Source organism: Jidongwangia harbinensis (genome assembly GCF_020216025.1).
GTDB lineage: Bacteria > Actinomycetota > Actinomycetes > Mycobacteriales > Micromonosporaceae > Actinoplanes > Actinoplanes harbinensis.
The window spans coordinates 16,757-41,578 of the sequence record NZ_JAIWNC010000055.1; the positions used below are offsets into that span (position 1 = coordinate 16,757).

At 73.4% G+C, this 24,822-nt stretch carries 22 protein-coding genes; 12 read left to right on the top strand and 10 right to left on the bottom strand.

Annotated elements, in window-relative coordinates; genetic code table 11:
- Window positions 1-9 precede the first annotated feature (9 nt).
- Both LDL48_RS39695 and LDL48_RS39700 read right to left on the bottom strand, forming a co-directional pair.
- The gene (locus tag LDL48_RS39695) at window positions 10-2,058 is read right to left on the bottom strand and encodes a S9 family peptidase (protein ID WP_225260344.1); all 2,049 of its coding nucleotides are present in this window, start codon (window positions 2,056-2,058) and stop codon (window positions 10-12) included.
- 45 nt (window positions 2,059-2,103) lie between these two features.
- Entirely contained in the window at window positions 2,104-2,943 is an 840-nt protein-coding gene (locus tag LDL48_RS39700) for an NAD(P)H-binding protein (RefSeq protein WP_225260345.1), read from the bottom strand.
- A 149-nt stretch (window positions 2,944-3,092) separates the two neighbouring features.
- On the opposite strand from LDL48_RS39700, the gene LDL48_RS39705 reads away from it, so the two are divergent.
- The gene (locus LDL48_RS39705; protein WP_225260346.1) at window positions 3,093-3,518 is read left to right on the top strand and encodes a MarR family winged helix-turn-helix transcriptional regulator; all 426 of its coding nucleotides are present in this window, start codon (window positions 3,093-3,095) and stop codon (window positions 3,516-3,518) included.
- A 54-nt stretch (window positions 3,519-3,572) separates the two neighbouring features.
- Complete coding sequence (locus tag LDL48_RS39710) at window positions 3,573-3,734, top strand: SMI1/KNR4 family protein (RefSeq protein WP_225260347.1); 162 nt, start codon at window positions 3,573-3,575, stop codon at window positions 3,732-3,734.
- A 263-nt stretch (window positions 3,735-3,997) separates the two neighbouring features.
- On the opposite strand, the gene LDL48_RS39715 is transcribed toward LDL48_RS39710, so the two are convergent.
- Window positions 3,998-4,255, bottom strand: coding sequence for a hypothetical protein (locus LDL48_RS39715; protein ID WP_225260348.1), 258 nt, complete (start codon window positions 4,253-4,255; stop codon window positions 3,998-4,000).
- A gap of 55 nt (window positions 4,256-4,310) precedes the next feature.
- Complete coding sequence (locus LDL48_RS39720; RefSeq protein ID WP_225260349.1) at window positions 4,311-5,372, bottom strand: hypothetical protein; 1,062 nt, start codon at window positions 5,370-5,372, stop codon at window positions 4,311-4,313.
- A 151-nt stretch (window positions 5,373-5,523) separates the two neighbouring features.
- Between LDL48_RS39720 and LDL48_RS39725 the strand changes: the two genes are divergently transcribed.
- From LDL48_RS39725 to LDL48_RS39735, 3 genes are all read left to right on the top strand, one after another.
- Window positions 5,524-5,880 carry a nitroreductase family deazaflavin-dependent oxidoreductase gene (locus tag LDL48_RS39725; RefSeq protein ID WP_225260350.1) on the top strand — a complete coding sequence of 119 codons (357 nt, stop codon included), beginning with the start codon at window positions 5,524-5,526 and terminating at the stop codon, window positions 5,878-5,880.
- A 100-nt stretch (window positions 5,881-5,980) separates the two neighbouring features.
- A complete protein-coding gene (locus tag LDL48_RS39730; protein ID WP_225260351.1) occupies window positions 5,981-7,219 on the top strand; it encodes a cytochrome P450 in 1,239 nt (412 codons plus the stop codon).
- 84 nt (window positions 7,220-7,303) lie between these two features.
- Complete coding sequence (locus LDL48_RS39735) at window positions 7,304-7,897, top strand: VOC family protein (protein WP_225260352.1); 594 nt, start codon at window positions 7,304-7,306, stop codon at window positions 7,895-7,897.
- Between the two features lie 56 nt (window positions 7,898-7,953).
- Here the strand turns inward: LDL48_RS39735 and LDL48_RS39740 are convergent, their stop codons facing one another.
- Window positions 7,954-8,730: a class I SAM-dependent methyltransferase gene (locus LDL48_RS39740; RefSeq protein ID WP_225260353.1), complete on the bottom strand. Its 777-nt coding sequence runs from the start codon at window positions 8,728-8,730 to the stop codon at window positions 7,954-7,956.
- 202 nt (window positions 8,731-8,932) lie between these two features.
- On the opposite strand from LDL48_RS39740, the gene LDL48_RS39745 reads away from it, so the two are divergent.
- Window positions 8,933-9,646, top strand: coding sequence for a hypothetical protein (locus LDL48_RS39745; RefSeq protein WP_225260354.1), 714 nt, complete (start codon window positions 8,933-8,935; stop codon window positions 9,644-9,646).
- Between the two features lie 99 nt (window positions 9,647-9,745).
- Here the strand turns inward: LDL48_RS39745 and LDL48_RS39750 are convergent, their stop codons facing one another.
- Window positions 9,746-10,657, bottom strand: coding sequence for a hypothetical protein (locus LDL48_RS39750; protein ID WP_225260355.1), 912 nt, complete (start codon window positions 10,655-10,657; stop codon window positions 9,746-9,748).
- 794 nt (window positions 10,658-11,451) lie between these two features.
- Between LDL48_RS39750 and LDL48_RS39755 the strand changes: the two genes are divergently transcribed.
- The gene (locus LDL48_RS39755) at window positions 11,452-13,407 is read left to right on the top strand and encodes an RICIN domain-containing protein (RefSeq protein ID WP_225260356.1); all 1,956 of its coding nucleotides are present in this window, start codon (window positions 11,452-11,454) and stop codon (window positions 13,405-13,407) included.
- A gap of 172 nt (window positions 13,408-13,579) precedes the next feature.
- Window positions 13,580-13,930 (top strand): histone-like nucleoid-structuring protein Lsr2, encoded by a 351-nt coding sequence (locus LDL48_RS39760; RefSeq protein WP_225260357.1) that lies wholly within the window; start codon window positions 13,580-13,582, stop codon window positions 13,928-13,930.
- Window positions 13,931-13,959: 29 nt separating this feature from the next.
- Here LDL48_RS39760 and LDL48_RS39765 read toward each other — a convergent pair whose 3' ends face one another.
- On the bottom strand, window positions 13,960-15,393 hold the full coding sequence (locus LDL48_RS39765; RefSeq protein WP_225260358.1) for a dynamin family protein: 1,434 nt from the start codon (window positions 15,391-15,393) through the stop codon (window positions 13,960-13,962).
- Window positions 15,390-17,204: a dynamin family protein gene (locus LDL48_RS39770; protein WP_225260359.1), complete on the bottom strand. Its 1,815-nt coding sequence runs from the start codon at window positions 17,202-17,204 to the stop codon at window positions 15,390-15,392. The genes LDL48_RS39765 and LDL48_RS39770 overlap by 4 nt, the downstream gene beginning before the upstream one ends.
- Window positions 17,205-17,370: 166 nt before the next feature.
- Here LDL48_RS39770 and LDL48_RS39775 point away from each other — a divergent pair, with 166 nt between their 5' ends.
- Both LDL48_RS39775 and LDL48_RS39780 read left to right on the top strand, forming a co-directional pair.
- Entirely contained in the window at window positions 17,371-18,978 is a 1,608-nt protein-coding gene (locus tag LDL48_RS39775; RefSeq protein WP_225260360.1) for an acyl-CoA dehydrogenase family protein, read from the top strand.
- Window positions 18,979-19,030: 52 nt separating this feature from the next.
- Window positions 19,031-21,253 carry a putative bifunctional diguanylate cyclase/phosphodiesterase gene (locus tag LDL48_RS39780; protein ID WP_225260361.1) on the top strand — a complete coding sequence of 741 codons (2,223 nt, stop codon included), beginning with the start codon at window positions 19,031-19,033 and terminating at the stop codon, window positions 21,251-21,253.
- Between the two features lie 3 nt (window positions 21,254-21,256).
- On the opposite strand, the gene LDL48_RS39785 is transcribed toward LDL48_RS39780, so the two are convergent.
- Complete coding sequence (locus LDL48_RS39785; protein ID WP_225260362.1) at window positions 21,257-22,732, bottom strand: ATP-binding protein; 1,476 nt, start codon at window positions 22,730-22,732, stop codon at window positions 21,257-21,259.
- A gap of 127 nt (window positions 22,733-22,859) precedes the next feature.
- Between LDL48_RS39785 and bla the strand changes: the two genes are divergently transcribed.
- Window positions 22,860-23,753, top strand: a complete 894-nt coding sequence (bla, locus tag LDL48_RS39790) for a class A beta-lactamase (protein ID WP_225260363.1) — start codon at window positions 22,860-22,862, stop codon at window positions 23,751-23,753.
- Between the two features lie 43 nt (window positions 23,754-23,796).
- Here bla and LDL48_RS39795 read toward each other — a convergent pair whose 3' ends face one another.
- A complete protein-coding gene (locus tag LDL48_RS39795) occupies window positions 23,797-24,465 on the bottom strand; it encodes a TetR/AcrR family transcriptional regulator (protein WP_225260364.1) in 669 nt (222 codons plus the stop codon).
- Between the two features lie 90 nt (window positions 24,466-24,555).
- Between LDL48_RS39795 and LDL48_RS39800 the strand changes: the two genes are divergently transcribed.
- Window positions 24,556-24,792: a hypothetical protein gene (locus tag LDL48_RS39800; RefSeq protein WP_225260365.1), complete on the top strand. Its 237-nt coding sequence runs from the start codon at window positions 24,556-24,558 to the stop codon at window positions 24,790-24,792.
- Window positions 24,793-24,822: the final 30 nt, after the last annotated feature.

Genomic DNA, 24,822 nt, shown 5'->3' on the forward strand with positions numbered 1-24,822 from the left:
GGGCTCCGATCAGTCGATGCCCAGCGACGTCCGCAGGAAGGCCAGCTCGAACTCCCAGAGCCGGTCCGCCACGGCACCCATGTGGGAGGCGCCGGGCAGCGGCAGCACGGTGTGCGGGCGGCCCGCGGACAGCAGGGCGGCGGAGAGTTTCATGGTGTGTACCGGCAGCACGTTGTCGTCGAGCAGGCCGTGGATGAGCAGCAGCGGACGGCGCAGGTTCGGGGCGTCGGCGATGAGCGAGGCATGAGCGTACCCCTCGGGGTTCTCCGACGGCAGACCCAACGTGCGTTCCTGCCAGTGCGAGCTGTAGAGCAGCTGGTCGGTGACCGGGGCTCCGGCCGACGCGGCATGGAACACGTCGGGGCGGCGCAGCACCGCCAGGGCCGCCAGGTAGCCGCCGGCCGACCAGCCGCGGATGCCCACCCGCTCCAGGTCGAGGTCGCCGTACCGCTCCGCCGCGGCGTGCAGCGCGTCCACCTGGTCCTGCACGCGGGGCCCGGCGTGGTCGTCGCCGCGGGCGCGTTCCCAGCGGGGGCCGCGCCCGGGTGTGCCCCGGCCGTCCGCCACGACCACCGCGAACCCCTGGTCGGCGAACCACTGCGAGTCCCAGAACCAGGACCGGGCGGCGACCGCCCGTTGCGCGGCGGAGCCACCGTACGGGTCCATCAGCACCGGCAGGCGGGCCGAGCCCGGCTCGTGTCCGGTCGGGAAGAGCACCGCGGTCCGTAGCTCCCGCTCGCCCAGCGCCATCAGGTGCACCACCGGGCGGATCGGCGATTCGGCCGCGACGCTGCGCAGCGGCAGACCGTCCACCGTGACCGTCTCGCCGTCCGGCGTCCGCGCGTCCACCACGGTCAGCCCGGCCGCCCGGCGACCGCCGTGCAGCCCGGGCGACGTGGTGACCCGGACCGGGCCGTCGTCCGCCGACCAGGTCCAGAGGTGGCGCTCGGTCGGGTCCTCGCGGCCGGCGAACAGCACGGTGTCGCCGTCGACCGAGAGCACCTCCTCCATCTGCAGGCCCGGCGGGGTAACCGGCGTGCCGTCGACGGTGAGCCGCCGGGTGTCGCCGTCGTCGACCGTCCACAGCAGAGCGCCGGACGCGGTGTGCGCCGGCACGCCCTCGACGATCGTCGTCCACCCCGGGTCGGTGTCCTCACGCAGCAGCGTGGTGCCGCCGGTGGCCGGGTCGGCGGTCAGCACCCGCATCACCGTCTGGCGCCGGTTCTGTACGACCACCAGCAGCGCCGCCGCGTCCCACACCACCCGGGTCACGTACTCGAAGGCGGCGCGGTCCCAGTTGACCGGGACGCGGCTGCCGTCCAGGCCGAGCACGTACAGGCTGACGTCCGCGTTCGGGGTGCCGGCGGCCGGGTAGCGCAGCGCGGTCGGCGGTCGTTCCGGGTGGGCCGGGTCGGCGATGTACCACACCTGCACCGGCGCGTTGTCCACCCGGGCCGCGACCAGGCTCCGGCCGTCGGGCGCCCACCAGAAGCCCTCGAACCGGTCCATCGACTCGGACGCCTCGTGCTCGGCCTGCCCCCAGGACACCTCCGGGCCGTCCGGCTCGGCGAGCGCCCGGTCGTCCGTGCCGTCGCGGCCGATCACCCGCAGCTCGGCGTCGCACACGTACGCCACCGTGTGGCCGGTCGGGTCGATCCGCGCCTCGGCGGCCGGCTCCCGGGCGTCCAGATCGGTGACCTCAGCGGTGGCGATGTCCACCGTGTACAGCCGGCCGGCCACGGTGAAGACGGCGGTGCGCACCGCGGCGTCGGTGGCGTACGACCCGATGCCGGACGCGCGGTCCCGGGCCCGCTCGCGCCGTGCGCGTTCCCGCTCGGACAGCGGCGCGCCGTCCGCCACGCCCAGCGCCGCCGCGTCCACCAGCAGCCGCTCCTCCCCCGTGGCGACCTCGTAGGACCAGAGGTGACCGACCGGGTCGGTGCCCCCGTTCGACCGCAGGAACAACACCCGTGAGCCGTCCGGGGCCACCACGAAGTGGCGTGCCCGGCCGAGCGCGAAGCCTTGGGTACGGGCGACCAGCCCGGGGTACGACGTCATGCCGACAGTCTTCAGCAACGCCGCCCGGACGGCTGCCCCGTTCCGCTACCCCGCACGCCATTCGCCGAGGTGCTCCGCGACGAAGGCGCGCATCGGGACCGGCGGCGTCCCGGTCACCTCCGCCACGGCCGGCGAGGTCTCCGCGAAGTCGCCCCGCCGGACCCGGTCGAAGACCTCGGCGTACAGGTCCGCGGTCCATGCGTCGAGCCCCTCGATGGCCTGCCGCACGGGCGGGTCGTCCGCGCGGACCGGCTGCCCGAGCTGTGCGGACAGTTCCGCCGCGACCTCCTCGACGGTCAGCACCGCCGGCCCGGTCAGCGTGTACGCCCGCGCGTGGTGCCGGCCGGGATCGCCGAGCGCGGCCACCGCCACGGCGGCGATGTCCCGGGCGTCGACCCAGGCGATCGGCGCACCACCGGACGGCAGGCCGAAGACCCGGTCGGTCCGGATGCTGTCCCGGTAGAACCGGGCGTCCGTCAGGACCTGGTGGAACCAGGACGGCCGGAGCAGGGTCCAGCCGGCCGCCCCGGCGACGACCGCGTCCTCCACCCGGCGGGCCCAGTGCCCGGCGGGCATCCGCTCGGCGCCCTGCTCGGACAGCAGCACCACGTGGGCGGTGGGACGGAGGCCGACCAGGCGGGCGGCGAGGTCGGGGGCGTCGGGCCGGTCGGGCCGCATCAGATAGATCGCGTCCACCCCGTCGACCGCTTCCGGCCAGGTCGACGGGTCGGACCAGTCGAACCGGACCGGGCGCACCGACGGCGACGGCTCCCCGGCGGGCCGGGACGATCCGGCGCGGACCACGACGTCGGCGTGCCGCAGCCGGCGGACCACCTCGCGGCCGGTCTTGCCCCGGGCGCCGGTGACCAGGACGGTGCGGGTCATGGCAGCTCCCCGGGTCGGACGTGCCACCCGGGAGCTCGGCGCTTGCCTCCGACGGTCATCGGAACCTCCTCCGGTAGATGCTTTATCCACTCAAGCATCATGCTCGCACGGAAAGTTTAGGGACTCAAGCTTTTTGCTAGAGTGGTCGCATGGCCGTACCGTCCGGGCCCGTCGCCGCGTCCACCGAGGCCGAACGGGCCATGTTCGACTTCGTCGACGCCTACGACCGTGCCTACGAGACCGCCGCCGTGCGGCACGGGCTCACCGCGGCACAGGCCTGCGTGCTCGGGCGCCTCGCCGACCCGCGCGGCATGCGCGAACTGGCCGACGAACTGGGCTGCGACGCCTCCAACGTCACCCAGATCATCGCCCGCCTGGAAACCCGCGATCTGGTACGGCGCCGCACCGGTCCGCACGACCGGCGGTCCCGGCAGATCGTCCGCACCCCGGCCGGCAGCACGCTGTACGCGGACTTCGAGGAGTCGTTCGCGTTCGCCCGGTCCGCCATCTCCCAGCTGAGCCCGGCCGAACAGGACCAGCTGGCGACGCTGCTCCGCAAGGCGCTCGGACGCTGAGCTGCCGCCCGGTCCACACTGGACCGGCCCGGCGACCGCTTGCATCATGGGCGGATGCTGCCCACCGTGGACGACTCGTGGGACGTCATCGTGGAGTGGCTGCGCCGGCACTCCCCACCCACGTCGGCGCGGATCCGGCCGCCCGCTTCGGAGGACGACCTCCGCGCCGCCGAGCAGAGCGGGGCCGCTGGTCGAGCGGCGGGAGCATGCCGGTGAACGTGACCCGGCTCCGCCGACGCTATGCCGCCTTCGTGGCCGAACTGCGCGCGGGTGACCTCGGTCCGGCACCGGCCGGCTCCTGGTCCGCCGACCGGGTCGCGGCGCACGTGGTCCGCACCACCGAACTGCTGCTCACCACCGCCCGGGCGGTGCTCGCCGACGATCCGGCCGGCCGGGAGCAGCAGCAGACCGCGGCGTGGACCGCGCGGGACTGGACGCGGTTCCGGGAGTTGCGGGGCGCCGCGGAGCAGGCCGCCGTATCACTCGCCGCCGGTGTACGTCGCCGACCGGCCGGCCAGATCCACGGTGAAGAACAGCTCACCACCGGCGCCGATCGGGTCCTCGGCGGAGTCCGGCAGGAGCCGTGCCCGCTTGAAGGTCAGCCGCCACACCTGGCTGCCGAGCTGGAGTTCGGCCTGGATCAGCCGGTAGTCCTCCGGCCGGTCGTCCGGCGGGAACGAGCGTTCGGCGAGGGCAATCGCCTCGGTCAGGGCCGTCGCGGTACTCAACTCGGTCACAGCTCACCTTCTCGCCGACATTCGACCACGGATCGGGTCCGGTCGTCACGCGTCGTCACGGGCCGGGCGCCGGACCGGGCGGTGGTGCCGGCGGGGCGTTCCAGCCCTTCGCCGTGGCATAGGCGCGGACCCCGTTGATCAGGCCGTTCAGCACGGCCTGACCGGCGGCGTAGCCACGCCCGCCGCTGCCCGGCTTGTCGGTCGTGGTGATCAGCACGTTCCACCGGGCGATCACGGCCTGGTTGAACGTGCGGAGCCGGGCCGCGACCAGTGGTTCGAGCGCCACCCGCGCGGCCGCCGCGTCGGCCGCCGACGCCTTCGGAATGCTGATGGCGTCGAGATCGGTGTTCGTCTGGGCCCAGTTGCCGGCGGGTAGCGCGTCGCCGAGGTAGTCGCCGTCCCAGTGCGCGTTCTCGTGGGCCGACGATGCTGCCGTGCTGTGCCAGTTCGGCCCGCGGCCACCGCCGACCGTGTCGTAGTCGGTCATGTCGTCGATCGCCGCCTGCCAGTGGTTCGGCGAGCCGGCGGTGTTGTTGATGTTGCCGCCGTCGACCGGGTTGGCGGTGTTCGGCACCGTCATCGAGCTGGGCGCGCTCGGCCAGTCGGTGACGTGCATCTCGCCGGTCAGCCGCAGGGCGGTCACATCGACCTTCCAGGTCGCTCCGGTGTCCACCACCGCCCAGGTCAGCGTCGGCCGGCCCGGGGTGCAGTCGTTGCCACCGCCGTTGTGCCGGTTCGGCCCGCCGCCCGGTGCGACGGTCTGGAACGCGCTGAGCGCGTCGAGGTCGACCGTGACCCCGCCCGCCCGGGCCGGCACCGGGGCCGGCGATCCGCCGGACACGGTGGCGGCGACCCCCTCCGCGGCGACCAGGACCGGCTCCTCGTCACGCAGCGTCTGGTCGGGATCGGTCTCCCCGAAGCCCGCTTCCGCGGCGCCCAGGACGCGACTGGTCGCCGCGTTGCCGGCGGAGCCCTGCAGCGACAGCACGGCCGCCGGCGTGAGGTGGGCCGGCCGGCCGGACGCCTGGAACGGCACCACCGACGGTCCGGGCGCGCGCCACGGCCCCGGCAGGTCCTCCTCGGCCGCGGCCTCCGTGCCCGCTCGCACTCGATCCATGGGTTTCGTACCCTCCGGCGGTGGAATGCCCCTGGCGTCATTGTCGGCGACCGGCAGCGGGGCCGGAAGGCCCCACGGGCAGCCCTTCGGGCAACCCGGATCCGGCCGTACCGGTTGACCTGAAGTCCGCTCGAGGTTGCAGCATGGCGGGATGACCGAGACGGACGAGGTGCGCCGGGCGCTGGACCGGCAGCAGACGGTGGAGATCACCACGATCGGGCGCCGGAGCGGGCAGCCACGTCGCATCGAGACCTGGCGCTACCGGGCCGGCGGGCGGTACTGGCTGACCGGCAGCCCCGGGTCGCGCGACTGGTACGCCAACCTGGTGGCCCATCCCCGCTTCACGCTGCACCTGACCGGCCTGGATCTGCCGGTACGCGGCCGGGTGGTCACCGATCAGCAGGAACGCACCCGGGTGTTCCGGGAGATCGTGCCGGGTCTGTCCTGGGCGGGCGACGTGGGGACCTGGATCGACGGCAGTCCCCTGGTGGAGATCGAACTGGCCTGATCGGGTGTCCGCATCGGATTCTCCGACCGATCCGCCGATCGCCGCACCGCCCCGCGGACGCTTAGGCTGCCGGCACTGCAGGCGACGTCCGGGAGCGGATATGACCGAGGCTGACACGTTCGTGTTCGACCGCTTCTCCGCGTCGCATCTGGACGATCCCTACCCGCTCTACCGGCGGGCGCGCGCCGAGGCGCCGGTGCACTTCGCGGACGCGTTCGGCGTCTGGGTGGTCACCCGGCACGACGATGTGCAGACCGTGCTCACCGACGTCGAGCGGTTCTCGTCGGCGTTCGGCATCCGTACCCCCCTGGTCGCGGCGGACGGCGTGCGGGAGATCCTCGCCACCGGCCACCCCGAGGTGCCGGCGCTGCTGAACGAGGACCCGCCGGCGCACACCCGTACCCGGGCCCTGGTCGCCGCGGCGTTCTCGCCGCGCCGGACCCGTCAGCTGGCGCCGCGCGTCCAACAGCTCACCGACGCGCTGATCGACGGCTTCGCCGACGACGGCCGGGCCGACCTGGTGGGCCGGTTCGCCCTGCCGCTTCCGCTGCAGGTCATCTGCGAACTGATCGGCATCGACCCGGCGGACGCCGGACAGGTGCGGGCGTGGACCGAGGAACTGAAGACGCTCACCTCGTTCGACGTGACGCCGGAACGCCAGCGCGCGGCCGCGCACCAGTCCGTCGCGTTCGAGAAGTACCTGGCCGGCCTCGTCGAGGCCCGCCGTGCCGACCCGCGCGACGACCTGCTCACCGACCTGCTGGCCGCCGAGGCCCCGGAGCACAGCGGCTGGCGGTTCTCCACCACCGAGCTGGTCAGCCTGCTGCTCACGTTGATCTTCGGCGGGCACGAGACCACCGCGAACCTGATCGGCAGCGCGCTGCTGCTGCTTCTCCGCGACCCCGGCCTGGCCGCGGCGGTCGCCGCCGATCCGGCCCGGGCCGATCCGCTCATCGAGGAGACGCTGCGCGCCGATCCCCCGGTACAGGGCTCGTTCCGCACCGTGGTGGCCGACACCGAACTGGCCGGCGTCCGCATCCCGGCCGGCGCGCAGGTGTTCGCGGTGATCGGTGCCGCCAACCGCGACCCCGCCGCCACCACCGATCCGGACACCTTCGACCCGGGCCGCGAACGCCCCGACCGGCACCTGGCGTTCGGCCGGGGCATCCACTTCTGCGTCGGCGCGGCCCTGGCCCGGCTGGAGGCGCGCACGGCGATCACCACCCTGGTACGACGGCTGCCCGGCATCCGGCTCGCCGACGGCTTCCACGCGCCGTACCTGGCCAATCTCCTGCACCGTGGCCCGATCCGCCTCGACGCGGTCTGGCCCCGGCCCTGAGCCGCCGGGCGGCGCGCCGCCGGGCCTGGTGGCGCGCCGGTCCACGGAGGACAATCCTCCCCGTCACCTGAGGGAGGAACCGACATGACGGCTCTCGCACTCGAAGTGGTCACCATCCCGGTCGCCGATCTGGACCGCGCCAAGGAGTTCTACGCCGGCCTGGGCTGGCGGCTCGACGCCGACTTCGTCCTCGGCGGGCGGCGGGCCATCCAGTTCACGCCGCCGGGTTCCGCCTGCTCGATCCACTTCAGCACCGGCAACCCGGCGGTCCCGCCCGGATCGGCACAGGGGCTGTTCCTGGTCGTTCCCGACATCGCGGCGGCCCGCGACGACCTGGCCCGGCGCGGCGTCACCACCGGCGGAATCTTCCACCTCACGCCGGACGGCCGGGCCGACGGCCCGGCACCCGACCGCGGCACCTACAACTCGTACTCCGCGTTCACCGATCCGGACGGCAACGGCTGGCTGCTGCAGGAGGTGACCACCCGGCTGCCCGGCCGCATCGACCCCGGGACCGCCTCCTTCGCCACGGTGGCCGAGCTGGCCGGCGCGCTGCGGCGCGCCGAGGCCGCGCACGGCGAACACGAGAAGCGCACCGGGGTACGCGATGAGGACTGGCCCGACTGGTACGCGCGGTTCATGGTGAGCGAGCAGGACGGCACCGCCCCACCCAGCTAGGGCGGTCATCGACGTGGGGGCCGGTGTCGTCCGGCGGCGGCCTGGCCGCCGCCGGCTCACACGTGCGCGGTGACGATCCAGGCGCGGGAGTCGAACCAGACGCCGTCGTCGCGCAGACGCGCGGCGCATTCCCGGCGCAGCCGCTCCTCCACCCGGCCCGCGGCCTCGGGATCCGACCGGGTCAGGATCTCGCTGGTGCAGGTGAAGCCGCGGACCCAGTCGAGGGCGGCGGCCACGTCCGGGCCGTACCAGACCGGCTCGCGGACGTCCGCGAACGCGACGTCGTGGAAGCCCGCGTCCCGCAGGATCTCCCGCACGGCCGGCGGGTCGGCCAGCGCGAACGGGTCCGGTCCGGGTCGGGCGCCGTCCACCGCCCCACCGGCCGCGGCGAGGGACCGGCGGACGGCGACGTCCCATTCGTTGCGCTCCGCCGCCTGCCAGACCATCATCACCAGCCGCCCGGCCGGCCGCAGCGCGCGGCCGAGGTTGGTGAACGCGGCGACCGGGTCGGCGAAGAACATCGTGCCGAACCGGCTGATCGCCACGTCGAAGCGGGCCGGCGGAAAGCGGTGCACCTGCGCGTCGGCCCGTTCGAAGGTGACGTTGCGGAGGCCCTGCGCCCGGGCCAGCTCACGGGCGCGGGCGATCGCGGGCGCCGACACGTCGACACCCAGGGCACTGCCCGCGCCGGCCGCCCGGGCGGCGTCCCGGGTGGTCTGCCCGGCCCCGCAGCCGACGTCCAGGACGTGATCGGTGACGCGGACGCCGGCCGCCCGGCGCAACACCTCGTGATGCCGGCGCAGCTCGGCGTCGTACCCTGCGGCGTGTCCCATCGCGGTCCCTCCCGGCGCCCGGCCGACCGGGGCCGCGCCCCAGGTTAGGCGACCGGCCGGTCGCCGTCATGGTGACCGCTCCCTCGATGGTCGCCGTCGGCCGGGCCGGGCCGGGCCGGTGCCGCCCCCGGTCGCGATCGCGGTGTGGACCGTCTCCATTAGCATTGCCGCGTTCTGCAACTGGCTGCTGAGACGAGGCGACATGCGGTGGTTCCGGCGCGGGCTGGGAAAGCGGCAGGTGGAGCATGACCCGGACCGGCAGGCCGCGCTGTTCCACGAGGTACGGGACCGCTTCGGCGCGCACGTCCAGATGCGGTTCCCGGACCAGGTGGACGCGATCGCCGGGCTGCTGGACGGCGACGACGGGCTGACCGTGGCGGCCGCGATCCTGCGCGAGTTCGCCGACGCCGCGTACGCCGACATGCTCGCGCAGGCGGCCGACCTGCAGCGGCGTACCGGACGCGGGCTCGCCGTCGACCGCCGCAACTACCGGCCCATGTGGAAGGCGGCCGGGCCCTACCTGCGGTGGCCGCTGTTCGCGCTGCCCGGCGGGCTCCACCCGTACGTGCACGTGGCCGGGGCGGTCACGGTGGTCGGGGCCCGGTCCCGCCGGATCGTCCGGGTGACCGAACCGGAGCCCCTGCTGGCGCACCTGTTCGAGGTGCTCGACCTCACCGTCGCCGGCTGGGAGTTCGCCCGGGTCCGGGTGGACGTGGACGCGGCCTCCCTGGCCGACCGGCTGATCACCGGCGCCCGGGAGCTGCGCTCGGCGATGTCGGACCCGCCGCCGCTGCCGCCGCCGGTCCGCGAACTGATGCGCCGCAACAACGTCATCGACGTCCACCATCCCACCGAGAACCGGATCGCCGGCGGCATCAACCCCGGCAAGGACATGCGCGAGTCGCTGCTGATCTGAGCGCTCGGGGCGGCCCTCCCCGGGGAAGGCGGCATCCGGGCGCCGAGCCCACCGTCGGTCCGCGCACCGGGCACCTCGGCACGCGCCGCCGGATGCGTCTCAGTCGACGTCGTTGGTGAGCATCTCGTAGGCGCCGGGGTCCAGGTCGGTGACGCCCTTCGGGACGGGCTGCTCGGGCGTCTCGCCGTACCGGGTGATGGTGATGACCACCGGCGGGTCGGCGGGCGCGGTCGGCGCGTCGGACGGGAAGCCGGCCGGCGGCTGCGAGGCCGGCGCCTCGAGCTGGCCGGGTACCTCGACGGTCAGCTCGGTCAGCCGGCCCTGGGCGTCCAGCCGGGCCCGGTACGGCATCGCCGAGGCCCGCGGGCCGTAGAAGTAGTACGGATCGTTCGCGAAGACCCCCAGCTCGGCGTCCACCTTGGTGGCGTCCAGCGTGCCGGTGACGGTGTCGCCGTCGCGCCGGGCGGTGACCGCCGCCGTGACCAGTTCGGTCGCGCCGGTGACGTCGGGCTTCTCCGCGGTGGGCACCGGCGGCATCCGCTCCAGGCCGCTGAGGTCCTCTTCGGCCGCGGCGGCGGTGAGGCGCTTCTCGTCGGCCCGGACCCAGTGGGTACCGTCCAGCACCGCCATCACCCGTCGCACCCGGGCCAGTTCGGCCCGCTGCTTCGCGTCGGCGTCGCCGGCATGCTTCTGGTAGAGCTTCGCCCAGGATGCGTAGCCGTCGCCGTGGATGCGGTAGCGCAGGTAGAACCCCGACCCGGTACGCAGCACCGACGGGCCGTGACCCTGGGCGATCAGCGAGCTGCCCGGCAGGTGGACGGCGCCCTCGGACTGGCCGCCGCCGGTCCGGGTGAACGTGTAGTTGCCGGCCCGCACGCCGCCGAGGGAACCCTCCAGCGCCCGCCTGGCGTCGGCGGAGTCGCCGGGCGGCGTGGACGGGGTGGCGTTCGCGCAACCGGCGAGGCCGAGCACGGCGGCGAGCGCGGCGACCCGGGCGATCTTCAGGATCATGGCAGCAATGTAGGCAACCCGCACCAGGGGCACCCGGCCGCCACGCACAACTCCGCCCCCGTCCACGATCACCCCGACGCCCGCCTCGGTGGAACACCAGCGTGGTTATCCGGCCCTCATAACGACGCTGGTGTTCCACTGGAGCGCTCCAGTGGAACACCAGCGTCGTTACGGGCACCCGACAACTACCGCGGTGTTCCACAGAGGTGATCTCAGCGAGGTGGCGCGACGGGCGCGTCAGATCTTGGCGGCCCGGTCGAATCGGAACTCGGCACCGATGATCGCGCTCCGAAGCGACCCGCCGCCGAACCACGAGATCGAGGATCGGCGCGATAGGGGGTCACGTGAGGCCCTCACCAAGGCTGGTGATCACCTACCGAGGGCCCACGCCCTCCGCATCTCATGCCCGTCTCCAGCGGATTGCCCGTGTCGCACCCCGAGCATTCGTTACTGAGATCACCTGGAACACCGGCACCGAGCGAACAACGGCATGGACGGGCTCGGCGATACCTGCCGGGAGTCCGCACCCCGGTGAAACGCCCCCGCCGGCCGCCCTGAGATCGCCTCAGGGGATTCGATGACCATGGATCAGTTCAATCGACGTTGAAGAATACTCTCAAGTATCCCTTAAGAATGGCTTAGACCGAGCGTCCGGGGATGACCTGATTCGCCCGCACGTGTCTAATCGTCATGCTCCACCGGCCGCGCCGTGGTTTGCGTTATTCCACCAGTTCTGCTTCGACGGAGGCATGTTCGTGCGACTTTCCCCATTTTCGAACCGTTCCCGGACCCCGGTGCGGATCGCCACCTTCCTGACGGTCGGGGTACTGGGCGTCGCCGGCACGGCGTACGCCGCCGTGACCATCGCCGAGTCGCCGGACTTCGCCAGCACTCTGGTGGCGGCCCACTCCGGCCAGTGCCTCACGGTGCCGGCCCGGGACGCCCTGAGCCTGCGCCAGGCACCGTGCGACGGCAGCGACCAGCAGAGGTTCGAGTTCCTCCGGGCCGGGTCGGACGCCTACCAGATCCGTAGCGTGGCCTGGGACGCGTGCCTGGACGTGCACCGCGCACGGGTGGACAACGGCACGCCACTGACCTCCACCGGCCGGTGCACCGGGCGGGGCAACCAGCGGTTCGGCCTGCGCCCGGCCGCGGCGGAGAAGTCGTACATGGTGGTGGCCGCGCACTCCGGCAAGTGTCTGGACGTCTTCTCCGGCAGCCAGAACGCCGGGGCGCACGTCCTCCAGTGGGCCTGCGGCGACGCCCGGACCGCCGGCAACGAGGTGTGGCGCATCGAGACCGCGGCGCCCAGCCTGCCGGCCGACGGCGCGGCCACCACCGGCACCGGCACCGCGACCGCCGCGCCGCCGTCGACCGGCACCGGACCTGGCAGCGGACCCGGCACCGGGACGGAGGCGCCGGCCAGTTCGGCACCGGCACCGGCGGCGACCGGCGTGGACGATCCCACCGGGACCGGCGACGCCTCCGCCCGTACCCCGGACAATCCGCTCTGGGGCAAGGAACCGCCCCCGGCCGGCGCGCCCCGCAGCCGGGCCTACGACCTGCTCCTCGGCGACAGCGAGAAGGGCTACCGGCCGCGCGGCGCCGAGTGCGGCACGGAGATCCACGCCCGGTACTGGGTGTTCGGCGCGGACGGCAAGGTGTACCCGACCTGGCACCCGGCCCGGGACGCTAGCGGCTGCGCGTTCGGGCACGAGCACGGCGCCGACCCGCGGACGTCGAACCTGTTCGGCAAGACCGGCCTGCCCGCGTTCGGCTACGTCAACGAGCAGCTGGCGCCGAGCGACCCGGCCAGCCAGCGCAACGAGGACCACTACGGCTACAAGCTGTTCGCCGAGAACGACTTCCCGGTCGTCAAGGGCGACGTGGTGACCAACCCGAACCGCCCGGGCGGCACCACGCAGAAGACCTGCAGCGCGCTGGCCATGGTGCACCAGGGCACCCACTCGCCGGACGCGTTCGCCAGCAACGAGCACGAGATGAACCTCAATCTGACGTGTACGTACGCGGACAACGGCGAGGTCATCGCGACCCGGTTCAAGGCGCTGGTGCCGTTCGGCCACCCGGGCAGTTTCGTCAGCCCGTGCAGCTTCCAGGAGGTGAAGAACACCGGAACCGCGTCGCCGGCCAACTCGCGGGACGTACCGAAGGGACGCGGCGATCTGTTCGGCACGGTGTCCGGCCGGACCATTCCCGACGTGTCGTGCGTCGACAAGCTGCGCGACGGCGGCGACATGCTGAACACCACCCACGAGTTCTGGAACCCGCGGTTCAACGTGTCGGAAGGCAGGCTCACGTTCCGGTCCGACTCGATGTTCTACGTGCTCAACCCGGCCCGCTACTACGACCCGGCCCAGCCGAAGAAGCTCGCCCACACGATCGACCTGTGCTATTCGGTGCCGGGCCTGCGCGACCGCGGTTCGTTCGGCTCGTGCAGGGACGTCCAGGACGGCGTCGCCTGGGACAGCACCGCCTCGCCGTTCAACGGGTGCGGCCGGCAGTTCTTCTCGATGTTCGCGTTGCAGAACACCGGCCCGGCCACCTGGTACACCGACGTGCACGGGCTGCGGTTCTCGGAGACGCCGTTCACCGGCGCCATCGCGCAGAGCTTCGAGGGCAACCATGCCATGCTCGAGGGTCAGGCGCCGCTGCACATCAACTTCAAGAACTACTGCAACAACGGCGCGTTCGGTAATCGCAAGGGCGACGAGGTCCACGCGCCGAACTGACCGATCTCGTCGCAACAACCGGGCCGGCCGTTCGCTCCTCGGCCGGCCCGGCGTACCGTGGATGCATTTCTACGGGGCATTCCGGCGATCCCCATTCGGGTACTCTTATCTGGCGTTACGTTTATTCGGATTTCCACGAGTAGGTAACTCTGCGATATGGAGTGATCACGGTATGGCTAGACAGGTCATTACTCTTTTGACCGACGATCTCGACGGGTCGGAGGCGGACCGCAGCGTCGAATTCGGTCTTGACGGCGTGAACTACACGATCGATCTTTCCGACTCCAATGCCGAGAAGCTGCGTCAGGCGCTGGAGCCGTTCATCGCCGCGGGCACCCGGGTGGGCCGCGGTGGCCTGGAGAGCCGCGGTCCGGGTCGCGGCCGGGGAGCCGTATCGGGCAGCCGGTCGAACCGCGATCAGAACCAGGCGATCCGGGAATGGGCGCTGCAGAACGGCCACGAGGTGTCGGAGCGGGGTCGCATCCCGACGTCGGTGGTGGAGGCCTTCCACCAAGCACACTGACGTGCCCGAGGACCGTCGGTAAGAGACCGTCAGGAACGGGCCGGGGTGGCGAGCATGCCCTCGCAGCTGCGGGCGGCCGCGCGGGCGGCGGTCCGCAGCTCGCGCGCCGAGAACGGATGCTCGGACACCGCCTGCCAGCGGGCCAGGGCCTGCTGGGCGGCCGCGGCGATGCGCGCCGGCGGGGCGTCCGCGGGCAGGCCGAGCCGGTGGTACGCGGCCCCGCCCGCCCCGCCGAGCAGCCGGTCCATCTCGGCCAGTTGTTCGTCGGTGCCGGGCAGCCGGTCGGACCGGATCAGGTGCAGCAGCCGCAGCTCGACGAACTCGTGGGCGCTGGCCCGGATCCGTTCCGCCTCCCCGGCCAGCGCCGAGTCGGACGGCAGGCACTCGTCGATGACGGCGAGCGCGGACCGGGCCTTGAGCACCTCGCTGCGGCCCACGAACTGCGCCTCGAACACGTCCCGCAGCCGGTCGATGCCGCTGTGCGCGGTGAGCGCGCGGGCCAGGTCGGCCGAGTCGTGCACGGCGCGTTCCCGGATCAGCCGCACCGACAGCCGGACCCCGAACAGCCCCAGCCGGTCCAGCACCGGTTGCCGGCCCGGACCGGACCCGCCGAACCGGTCGGCGGTCAGCAGCAGCTCCACCACGTCGGCCATCGGCAGGCCGGCGACCGCGGCCAGCGTCGCGTACTCCTCCTCGCGCAGCGTGGCACCGGCCGCGCCGAGCAGGCCGGCCACCGGGACCACCACCGGGCACAGCCGGCGCAGCCGCTCGTCGGAGGCGTAGCGGCCGGCGACCCGGGCGGCGGCCGCCATGGCGTCCAGCCGGCAGCCGCCGATCTCGTCGGCCCGGGACAGCACCCCGACCGCGTTCACCGGGGTGCCGTTGGACAGCCCGTCGCCGTGGAACGACTCGAGGAACCGCACGTCGCTGCCGTGCATGTGGCGCAACAGGTAGATCACCGCGTCGGTCTGCGCGGCCCGCTCGCCCTCGGCCTCCAGGAACGCCATGGTGCGCAGCGACACGTCGGTGGAGAGCGAGGCGATGCCCGGGGTGTCGATCAGGGTGTGCCGGCGCAGGCGGGCACTGGGTACGCGTACCTCCAGGTGGTCCACCTCGTCGGCGGGACGGCCCAGGTCGATCCGGACCGCGCCGCCGACCCGGTTGAACGGGCGCGGCTCGGCGGTGCCGTCGCGCAGGTACGACTGCACCTGATAGGTGGGACCGTCGGCGTACCAGGTGACGATGCGGGTGCACTCCCCCGCGTCGGTGGGCGCGAGTTCCTCCCCGACGAGCGCGTTGAGGAGCGTGGACTTGCCCGCCTTCACCTTGCCCGCGATGGCCACCCGCAGCGGCTCGTCGACCCGGCGGCGGGCGGTGGCGAGGCGGGCCCGCAGACCGGGATCGCGCAACTCCACGGACGCCCGGTCCAGGAGGGTGCGTACCCGATCGAGGAGGTCCGTCATGAGCGGGACACCGTCCGGCCGAGGCGGTCCAGTTCCCGGCGCTGCGCGGCCAGCTGCTCCGCCCGCCGGGCGCGCTCGTCGTCGGGCAGGGCGGCGGTGGTGCGGACCGCGTCCGCGGCGGCCGCGGCGGAGCGTTCCACCGCCAGCGCGCGGGCCGCGAACTCGTCGCGCAGGAACCGCTGGGTGCGCCGGACCGCCTCGCGCGAGTCGCGGCCCATGTGGAACGAGACGTCGTCGACGTACCGGCGCAGCTCCTGTTTCGCCTGGGCCCGGCGCTGCTGCATCTGGCGTTCGCGTTCGTGCCGGACCAGCCGCCGCCCCAGCGTCATGCCGGCCAGCAGGCCGAGCGGTGCGGCCACGGCCAGGTTGAACAGCGCACCGACCGCGCCCAACATGTAGAAACCGCCGTAGGTGACCCGGGCCGCGGTGAACGCGCCGAGGAACTGCTGCATCCGGGACTTGTCGAAGCTGACGTCCAGGTCGTCCACCTTGCGCAGCGCGGCCTGCGGTGCGGGCAGGTCCACGTCCAGGCTGTCGTACTCGATGTCGAAGCGCTCGGCGACGTCGCGGGCCAGCTGTTCGGTGCGCGCCACCAGCAGCATCAGGTTGTCCACGGCGGCGGCGGTGGCCTCCCGGGCGGCCCAGGCCTGGAAGTCCCGCCAGGTGTCGCGCGGGTCCGACTCGTCGATCAGCTCCTCGCCCTTGCGCACCATCAGGCGCAGCCGTTCACGCAGGTCGTGGTCGACGTCGGCGGTGAGGTCCTGGATGCCGTCGCCGAGCACGGTCTGCCACGAGCCGCCGCTGAGCCAGGCGCTGCGGCGGGTCTTCTCGGCGTACCGGCGGGCGATCTCCGGCGCTTCCTCCGGGGTGGCCGCGGCGGCCTGTTCGGCCGCGACCCGCTCGCGCAGCTGCTCCACCACGAACCCCAGCTCGCTGCGGGCCGCGGTCAGGGCGGCGCCCTCGGCCGCGCCGAGCACGTCCCGGCGGAGCAGGTCGACCAGGCGGGGGAAGCCGGACTCGGCGTTGAGGTCGGCGCTGTTCTGCGACTGGGCGCGCATCCGCAGGAACGAGGAGACCGCGACGATCGGCACGTCCAGCCCGGCGCGCTGCAGATGGCCGCGGTTGATGTCGACGATGCGGCGCCACTCCGCGTACAGGTCGGTCTTGGTGACCACGCAGAACGCCCGCGGGCAGCGCTCCAGCGTGCGCCGCAGGAACTCCACCTCGGGCGCGGTCAGTTCCTGCGCCGCGTCCGTGACGAACAGCGCCGCCCCGGCGAGCGGCAGCATGGCCAGCGTCAGGTTGCCCTGCGCCGAGTCCAGCCCGCCGACGCCGGGCGTGTCGATGAAGGACAGACCCGCGCCCAGCAACCGCCGCTCCAGCCGCACCTCGACGCTGCGCGGCGCGGGCCGGTCGTCAGCCGGGGCGCCCTCGGTGACGTGCCGGCGCAGTTGGTCGAAGGGCACCGGGACCGACTCGGTGCGGCCGTCGGCGCCGGGGATCTGCAGGAAGACCGCGGGCGGTCGGCCGTAGCGCAGCACGGTGGGCACCGCGGTCACGACGTCCGCGTCCACCGGGCAGATGTCGGTCCGCAGCAGCGCGTTGACCAGCGTGCTCTTGCCCTGCTTGAACTCGCCCACCACGGCCACCGCGACGTCGTCGGCACGCAACCGGACGGCGGCGCGCTCGACCCGCTCGGCGAGGTCGGGGCGCTGCGCGCCCGCGGCGATCTGCCGGGCGTTGTCGAGTTCGGCGAGCACGCCGGCGACCGCCTGGCCGCGCCGCGCCGCCGTGGGCGTAACCGTGGCCAACCGCTCCCTCACATCCGTCGACGCAGGCAGGTCAAACAGTACGTGTCCGCGGGTCGCGACGACCACCGCCGCGCTGTCGGAAACCTGCCCTGAGGGTCCCATGGTAGAGAAGTCGATGATCGTGCGTCGGACGGCGCGCAGTCCCGGCCCGCTCTACATTCGCGGTATGACGCACGAGGTGCTGAACCAGCCGCCGCCGCTGGTGGACCACGACGTCGCCGCGGACCCGGCGCTGCTCGACGCGGTCACCCGGGAGGGCGCCGGCTGGGCGGTGGACGACCTGCACCGGCTCGGCCGGCTGGCCGGCACGGCCGAGCCGCAACGCTGGGCCGAGGACGCCGACCGGTACCCGCCGCGACTGCGCACCCACGACCGGTACGGCCACCGCATCGACGAGGTCGAGTTCCACCCGGCCTGGCACCGGCTGATGGACGTCGCGGTCACCGAGGGCCTCGCCGGGGCGCCGTGGACCGACCCGCGCCCCGGTACGCACGTGGCCCGGGCCGCCGGGCTGTTCGTGTGGAGCCAGGTGGAGGCGGGGCACATCTGCCCGATCTCGATGACGTACGCGGTGGTGCCCGCGCTGCGCCACGCGCCGGACCTGGCTGCCGCGTACGAGCCGCTGCTCGCCGCCCGCACCTACCACCCCGGGCTGCGGGCGCCGCTGACCAAGCGCGGGCTGCTCGCCGGGATGGGCATGACCGAGAAGCAGGGCGGGTCGGACGTCCGCGCGAACACCACCACCGCCACCCCGGCCGGCGACGGCTCCTACCGGTTACGCGGTCACAAGTGGTTCACCAGCGCGCCGATGTGCGACCTGTTCCTGGTGCTGGCGCAGGTGCCCGCGGGGCTGACGTGCTTCCTGGTGCCCCGGGTGCTGCCGGACGGCACCCGCAACGTGTTCCGCATCCAGCGGCTGAAGGACAAGCTCGGCAACCGCAGCAACGCCAGCGGCGAACCGGAGTTCGACGACACGGTGGCGTGGCCGGTGGGCGGCGAGGGCCGGGGCGTGCGCACCATTCTCGAGATGGTGGCGATGACCCGGCTGGACTGCGTGACCGGGTCGGCCGCCGGGATGCGTGCCGCACTGGTGCAGGCCGTGCACCACGCCCGGCACCGGCGCGCGTTCGGGGCCCGGCTGGCGGACCAGCCGTTGATGCGCAACGTACTGGCCGACCTGGCCGTGGAGTCGGAGGCGGCCACCGCGCTGGCGATCCGGCTGGCCGGGGCGGTGGACCGGGGCGGCGCGGAGCACCCGTTCCGCCGACTGGCCATCGCGGTCGGCAAGTACTGGGTGTGCAAGCGGCAGCCGGCCGTGGTCGGTGAGGCGCTGGAGTGCCTGGGCGGCAACGGCTACGTGGAGGACTCCGGCCTGCCCCGGCTGTACCGGGACGCGCCGCTCAACTCGATCTGGGAGGGCTCGGGCAACGTCCAGGCCCTCGACGTGCTGCGCACGCTGCGCCGCGAGCCGGACAGCGTGGCGGCGTTCATCGCCGAGGTGACCGCGGCCCGGGGCGCCGACCGGCGGTTCGACGCGGCCCTGGCCGGGCTGGTCGCGCAACTCGCCGACCCGGACGGCGCGGACGGGCAGGCGCGGCGCACGGTGGAGCGGATGGCGCTGGTCCTGCAGGCGTCGCTGCTGATCCGGTACGCGCCGGCGGCCGTCGCGGACGCCTTCTGCGCGAGCCGGCTCGGCGACGGCGGGTACGCGTTCGGCACCCTCCCGCCCGGCGCGGACGCTGCGGCGCTGGTCACACGCGTGCTTCCGGGTTAGGTCCGGGCGCCCGAGCGGCTCAGGTCGGGACCGCCGCCGCCGATGGCACAATGTGCGGTTCAGCAGGCTCTGGTGGGTATGGCTGGCGGTGGGCTCCGCGGCCACCGCCGGCTACTTCCTGTTGCCCCGGGGCTCGCTGACCAGCAGCCTCGCGTACAACGTCATCGGGCTGGCGTCCGGGCTCCTCATCCTGACCGGGGTGCGGCTGCACCGGCCGGAGATGCCGGGCCTGTGGTACTGGTTCGCGGCCGGACAGATCGTCTGGGTGATCGGCGACGTGGTGTGGGAGTACTACGCGTACGTCCGGCACGTCGAGCCGTACCCGTCGGCGGCCGACGTGTTCTACCTGGGCGCGTACCCGTTGCTGATCCTCGGCCTCCTCCCGCTGGTCCGCGGCGGTCGCGGCCGCGACCTGGCCGGGCTGATCGACGCCGCGGTGGTGGGCACGGGGCTCGGGCTGGTGCTCTGGATCTTCGTGCTGGAGCCGATCGCGTCGGACGACAGCGTCGGCTGGACGGAACGGTTGATCAGCACCGCGTACCCGGCGGCGGACGTGCTGCTGCTGGCGCTGCTGGCCCGGCTCTACACGAGCAGCCGCCGGACCACGTCCAGTGTCCGGCTGCTCGCGCTCGCCACGCTGCTGCTGCTGGTCGCGGACATCGGGTACTCGGTGGTCACGCTCTACTCCGACGGGCAGGCCCGGAGCCTCGACGCGCTGTGGCTGATGTCGTACGTCACCTGGGCGGCCGCCGCCCTGCACCCGTCGATGCGGATCAGTGGCACCGACGCGACCGGTACCCGACCGGCCGGCATCGGCCGCGGGCGGCTACTGCTGCTCGCGGCCTGCTCGCTGATCGCGCCGGCCATGCTGTTCCTGCCCGGCGTGGGCGACGACGACGCCGACCGGGCCGCCGTCGCGCTCGGCGCCATGGTGCTGTTCCTGCTGGTGGTCCTGCGGATGTCGGGCTTCGTGCAGCAGGTGCAGCGGCAGGCCGGCCAGCTCGAGGACCTGGCCATGCACGACGACCTCACCGGGCTGGCCAACCGGCGCCGGTTCGAGCAGAAGCTGCGCCAGGCGCTGGGCAGCGGCCCGGTCCTGGTGACGCTGCTCGACCTGGACGGCTTCAAGAAGGTCAACGACGACCTCGGGCACGCCCTCGGCGACCGGTTGATCGTGGAACTGGCCGGACGGCTGCGGGCGACCGTGTGCGCCCGGTCGACGGTGGCCCGGATGGGCGGCGACGAGTTCGCGGTGCTGGTACCGGGTGCCGGGCCGGCGGAGGCCGACCACCTGGTCGACCAGCTCGCCGGGGTGCTGCGGGAACCGGTCCGGGTCGGCGGTCACCAGCTGCTGGTGACCGCGAGCTTCGGCGTCACCGACGGCACCGGCACCGACGACCCGTTCGAGGTGCTCCGCCGGGCCGACGTCGCGATGTACGCCGCGAAGGAAAACGGCGAGCAGCGCCGCCGGTACACCACGGAGCTGGACGAGCGGGCCAGTGCGCAGGCCAGCCTCGGCGCCGAACTGCGCACCGCGCTGGACACCGGCCAGTTCCGGCTGGTGTACCAGCCGATCGTGGCCCTGCCGGAGGGCCGGGTGGTGGCCGTGGAGGCGCTGGTGCGCTGGGCCCACCCGGAACGCGGCCTGGTCAACCCGGCCGACTTCATCGCGGTCGCCGAGCAGAACGGCCTGATCGTCGAGCTGGGCCGGTGGATCCTGCGGACCGCCTGCGAGCAGGCCGCCCGGTGGCGGGCCGACCACGGTGCCGCGGCCCCGGAGAAGATCAGCGTGAACGTCTCGGCCCGGCAGCTGGCCCGGCCCGGATTCGCCGAGGAGGTCGCCGACGCCCTGGCCGACAGCGGCCTGCCCGCGTCCGGCCTGGCGGTGGAGGTGACCGAGACCGCGGTGTTCGAGGGCGGGCAGGCCCTGGAGACGCTGCACGAGCTGCGCCGCCTCGGGGTACGCATCGCGCTCGACGACTTCGGCACCGGCCACTCGTCGCTGGGCCTGCTGCAAACCGTGCCGGTGGACATTCTCAAGGTCGACAAGTCGTTCGTGGACAACATCACCATGGCCGGCCGGCACGCCGTCATCGCCACCGCGCTGATCCAGGTCAGCGACGGTCTCGGGCTGACCGCGGTGGCCGAGGGCGTGGAGACCAGGGAGCAGGCGGACGAGTTGTACCGGCTCGGCTACCGGCTGGTCCAGGGCTTCCACTTCGGCCGCCCGACCGCCGAACCGGACTTCACCCGCACCGGGCAGCTGACCGCCTGACGGTCAGGCCGCCGGCCGCGGACCGCGCAGCGCCGCGATGCTGTCCGCCAGCTCCCGCTGGGTGATCGGCCCCACCTGACCGCCGCGGGCGTCCTGCATCGCCTTGGCCAGCTGCACCCGGCGCAGCACCTCCTTGATGTCCGCCCCGGTCATGCCGTGGCTGGCCCGGGCCAGCTCGGCGAGGTCCAGGTCGTCGTCGAACATCTGGAAGCCGGGCGCCTCGTGCGCGGCGATCAGCCCGCGGATCATCTTGCGGAAGATCTCGGCGCGGCTGGCGTCGTCCGGCTTCGGCACCGACACCTTGACGTCGAAGCGGCCGGACCGGATCAGCGAGTCGTCGACCCGGTGCGGGAAGTTCGTGGTGGCCACCACGATGACGTTGGGATTCGCCTCGATCAGGTCGTTCATCTCCTGCTTGAAGATGCCGGCCACGGCGTTGATCGCCTGACTGGCGGCGTCCCCGCCGGCACCCGCGTAGCTGATGATCGAGTCGAACTCGTCGAACAGGATCAGCGTCGGCACCCGGTACCGGCGGGCGTCCCGGAAGATCTGCTTGATGTTGCGCTCCGAGCCGCCGAGCCACTTGTCCAGGATCTCCGGGGTGCGGATCTCCCGGAAGTCGGCACCGATCTCGTTGGCCAGCGCCCGCGACAGCATGGTCTTGCCGGTGCCGGGCGGGCCGTACATCAGGATGCCCTGCGGGCGGCGCGCGCCCCAGCGGGCCATCGCCTCCGGGTGCCGGAACGACACCGCGATCTGGCGCAGCTCGGCCACGATGTCGGCGAGGCCGCCGACCTGGTCCAGCGTGACGGTCTGGGTGGTGGCCGGCACGGTCGGCAGGCTCTCCCGGCTGAGCACGTACCGGCGGCCGGTGAGGCTCTCCGGGCCGGCCAGCTCGAGCACCGCCTGCAGGGTCAGCCCGGCGAACGCCTGCAGGTGCGCCGGGGCCACGTCGTCCCGCGGCACCTCCGCCCGCAGTCGCACCACCGTGCCCGACTCGTCGTAGGTGACGCTCGCCTGCAGGCCCACCACGGCGTCGGCCAGCGTGCCCGGCTCCCGCTGGGCGACCGGCTGGCCACGATCAAGACCGAGTTTCCGGTACGCCGCCGCGGCGGCCGTACCCACGCCGTCGACGATCCGGGTGGCGATCGGGTCGCCCGCCTCGACCCGCTTGGCGAGCAGCAGCCCGACCGGGTCCGAGCCGAGCACCAGCGCCCGGATCCGTTCCTTGCTCAGCGGGTCGGCCACGGTGCTGATCGCGGCCGTGAACACGTGCACCGGGCCGGCCGCGGTGTCGGTGCCGGCGACCGTCATCTCCACCCGCTGCACCGGAGCCGGCCACTGCGCCCGCCGGAGCAGTTCGACCGGGTTGACCCGGGCGGCGGCCAGGACGGTCGCGGCGTCGACCAGTTCCACCGTGGCGCCGGCGTACTCGAACGTCTGGCTGCGCGACCGCGGCCCCGAACCTGCCTCCGACATGGCCATCCTCCGCCCTCGAACGGGTGTGCTGAGGCAAGCGTGACACGTGTGGACGAACGGTGCCCGGGTACCGGGCACGAGGTTTGCACAATGGCGGGGAATCGTTGGAGAGATCATGGAGGTACACGTGACGCTGTCACGCCGAAGTCTGCTCGCCGGGGCCGCCGGATCGGCGGTGCTGCTTCTGCCCGGTGCGGCCGTGGGCGCGCCCCCGCAATCCGGGTGGCGGGAGCGGCTGCGTGAGCTGGAACGGGGCTACGCCGGACGGATCGGCGCGTACGTCCGGGACACCGGGACCGGGACCACGCTGGCGTACCGGGCGGGCGAGCGGTTCCCGCTGCTCTCCACGTTCAAGGTGCTGGTCTCCGCGGCGGTGCTGGACCGGGGCCGCACCTGCGAGCCGGGCCTGCTGGACCGCACCGTCCGGTGGACCGAGGCCGACCTGGTGGAGTACTCCCCGGTCACCGGGGAACACGTGGCGGACGGGCTGACCGTGGCGCAGCTGTGCCACGCCGCCATCACGCTCAGCGACAACACCGCCGGCAACCTGCTGCTGCGCCTGGTCGGCGGGCCGGCCGGGCTGACCCGGTACCTGCGCCGGCTCGGCGATCCGGTGTCCCGGCTGGACCGCTGGGAGACCGACCTGAACATCTGGTCGCCGGGCGAGCGCCGGGACACCACCACGCCGGCCGCGATCGGCCACGACCTGCAGGCGCTGACCGTGGGGCGGGCGCTGCACGCCGACGACCGGGCGACCCTGGTGGGCTGGATGCGGGCCACCGTGACCGGGGACAACCGGATCCGGGCCGGGGTGCCGGCCGACTGGACGGTCGGCGACAAGACCGGCTCGGCCGGCGACTCGTACGGCGCCGCGAACGACGTGGCCGTCGCCCACCGGCCGGTCGGTGCGCCGGTGATCCTCGCCGTCTACACCCGGCGGGACGAGCCGGGCCGGCCGTACGACGAGACGGTGATCGCGGAGACGGCCCGGATCCTGACCGGGGCGCTCACCGCGCGCTGACCGGCGCTGCCGCCCGGCGGAGGCGGGTCGTGGCGGTGCCCGGCTACCCCGGACGGCCCAGGACGGCGTCGAGGCCGCGTTCGAACAGGTCGTCGTCGTCCCAGCGGCCGGCGTCCAGGTGGCCGGAGGCGTTGAGCGTGGGATAGGCCGTGGGGTCCGCCGTGATGTGCCGGCGGGCCTCACGCTGCGCGGCCGGATCCGCCGTCCGGCGCCAGGTCGCCTCGGTCAGCGCGGCGCCGATCACGTAGTTGGCCAGCAGGCGGGTGGTCACGGCCAGGTCCCGGCCGGCGAGGCCACCGCGGACCAGCGCGGACTGCAGGTGCTCGGTCCGGGCGAGCACGTTGGGCCCGAGCATCGGCCGGCCGATCAGGCCCGGCGCCCAGGGGTGGCGGAGCATGACGCTGCGCCAGGCGCGGATCAGGCGGCGGACGTCCTGCGCCCAGTCGTCGCCGGCCTCCGGCAACGGCACCTCACCGAAGATCCGGTCGAGGGCCAGGTCGAGGACGTCCTCCTTGGTCTTCACGTGCCAGTACAGCGCGGTCGAGGTCACGTCGACCGCCTGCGCGAGGCGGCGCATGGTCAGCCCGTCGATGCCGTACTCGTCGAGCAGGGCCACCGCCGCGTCGACGATGCGGTCCCGGCTCAGCGGGGCCGGGCGGGGTCGCGCGGCGTTCTCCCGGAGCCATACCGAACCGGGCTGTGTTTCCGTCACCCCGCGATCGTAAGACGTTGCACAAGCCGATTTTACGTTGATAAGTTTTCCTGCACAGTGTTAAGTAGTGCTCGGGAGGAGGCGCGGTTCATGCCCCTGATGCGCATCCAGCTGGACAGCGACCGGGCCACCGCCCGCCGGGTCCTGGAACTGCACCGGGCCGACCGGATCCATCGCCCGTCCCGGGACGCCGCGCGGGCCGAGGTCTGGCGGCGCGGTCGCACTCCGGCCGCGGAACCGGTCTTCGTCGGCGTCACGAACGGCGAACCGGTCCGCCTGCTCTACGACGTGCAGATCTACCCGGACACCGTGCGCGGACGGCCGTGATCGACACCCGACCCGGCGATCACGCCCCGC

What these genes read in the sequence shown, in the direction of transcription:
- LDL48_RS39695 (WP_225260344.1), bottom strand. Translation starts at nt 2,058, where the DNA reads ATGACGTCGTACCCCGGGCTGGTCGCCCGTACCCAAGGCTTCGCGCTC.
- LDL48_RS39760 (WP_225260357.1), top strand. Translation starts at nt 13,580, where the DNA reads ATGGCTAGACAGGTCATTACTCTTTTGACCGACGATCTCGACGGGTCG.
- LDL48_RS39745 (WP_225260354.1), top strand. Translation starts at nt 8,933, where the DNA reads ATGCGGTGGTTCCGGCGCGGGCTGGGAAAGCGGCAGGTGGAGCATGAC.
- LDL48_RS39740 (WP_225260353.1), bottom strand. Translation starts at nt 8,730, where the DNA reads ATGGGACACGCCGCAGGGTACGACGCCGAGCTGCGCCGGCATCACGAG.
- LDL48_RS39730 (WP_225260351.1), top strand. Translation starts at nt 5,981, where the DNA reads ATGACCGAGGCTGACACGTTCGTGTTCGACCGCTTCTCCGCGTCGCAT.
- LDL48_RS39710 (WP_225260347.1), top strand. Translation starts at nt 3,573, where the DNA reads ATGCTGCCCACCGTGGACGACTCGTGGGACGTCATCGTGGAGTGGCTG.
- LDL48_RS39800 (WP_225260365.1), top strand. Translation starts at nt 24,556, where the DNA reads ATGCCCCTGATGCGCATCCAGCTGGACAGCGACCGGGCCACCGCCCGC.
- LDL48_RS39775 (WP_225260360.1), top strand. Translation starts at nt 17,371, where the DNA reads ATGACGCACGAGGTGCTGAACCAGCCGCCGCCGCTGGTGGACCACGAC.
- LDL48_RS39705 (WP_225260346.1), top strand. Translation starts at nt 3,093, where the DNA reads ATGGCCGTACCGTCCGGGCCCGTCGCCGCGTCCACCGAGGCCGAACGG.
- LDL48_RS39700 (WP_225260345.1), bottom strand. Translation starts at nt 2,943, where the DNA reads ATGACCCGCACCGTCCTGGTCACCGGCGCCCGGGGCAAGACCGGCCGC.
- LDL48_RS39765 (WP_225260358.1), bottom strand. Translation starts at nt 15,393, where the DNA reads ATGACGGACCTCCTCGATCGGGTACGCACCCTCCTGGACCGGGCGTCC.
- LDL48_RS39720 (WP_225260349.1), bottom strand. Translation starts at nt 5,372, where the DNA reads ATGGATCGAGTGCGAGCGGGCACGGAGGCCGCGGCCGAGGAGGACCTG.
- LDL48_RS39750 (WP_225260355.1), bottom strand. Translation starts at nt 10,657, where the DNA reads ATGATCCTGAAGATCGCCCGGGTCGCCGCGCTCGCCGCCGTGCTCGGC.
- LDL48_RS39725 (WP_225260350.1), top strand. Translation starts at nt 5,524, where the DNA reads ATGACCGAGACGGACGAGGTGCGCCGGGCGCTGGACCGGCAGCAGACG.
- LDL48_RS39735 (WP_225260352.1), top strand. Translation starts at nt 7,304, where the DNA reads ATGACGGCTCTCGCACTCGAAGTGGTCACCATCCCGGTCGCCGATCTG.
- LDL48_RS39785 (WP_225260362.1), bottom strand. Translation starts at nt 22,732, where the DNA reads ATGTCGGAGGCAGGTTCGGGGCCGCGGTCGCGCAGCCAGACGTTCGAG.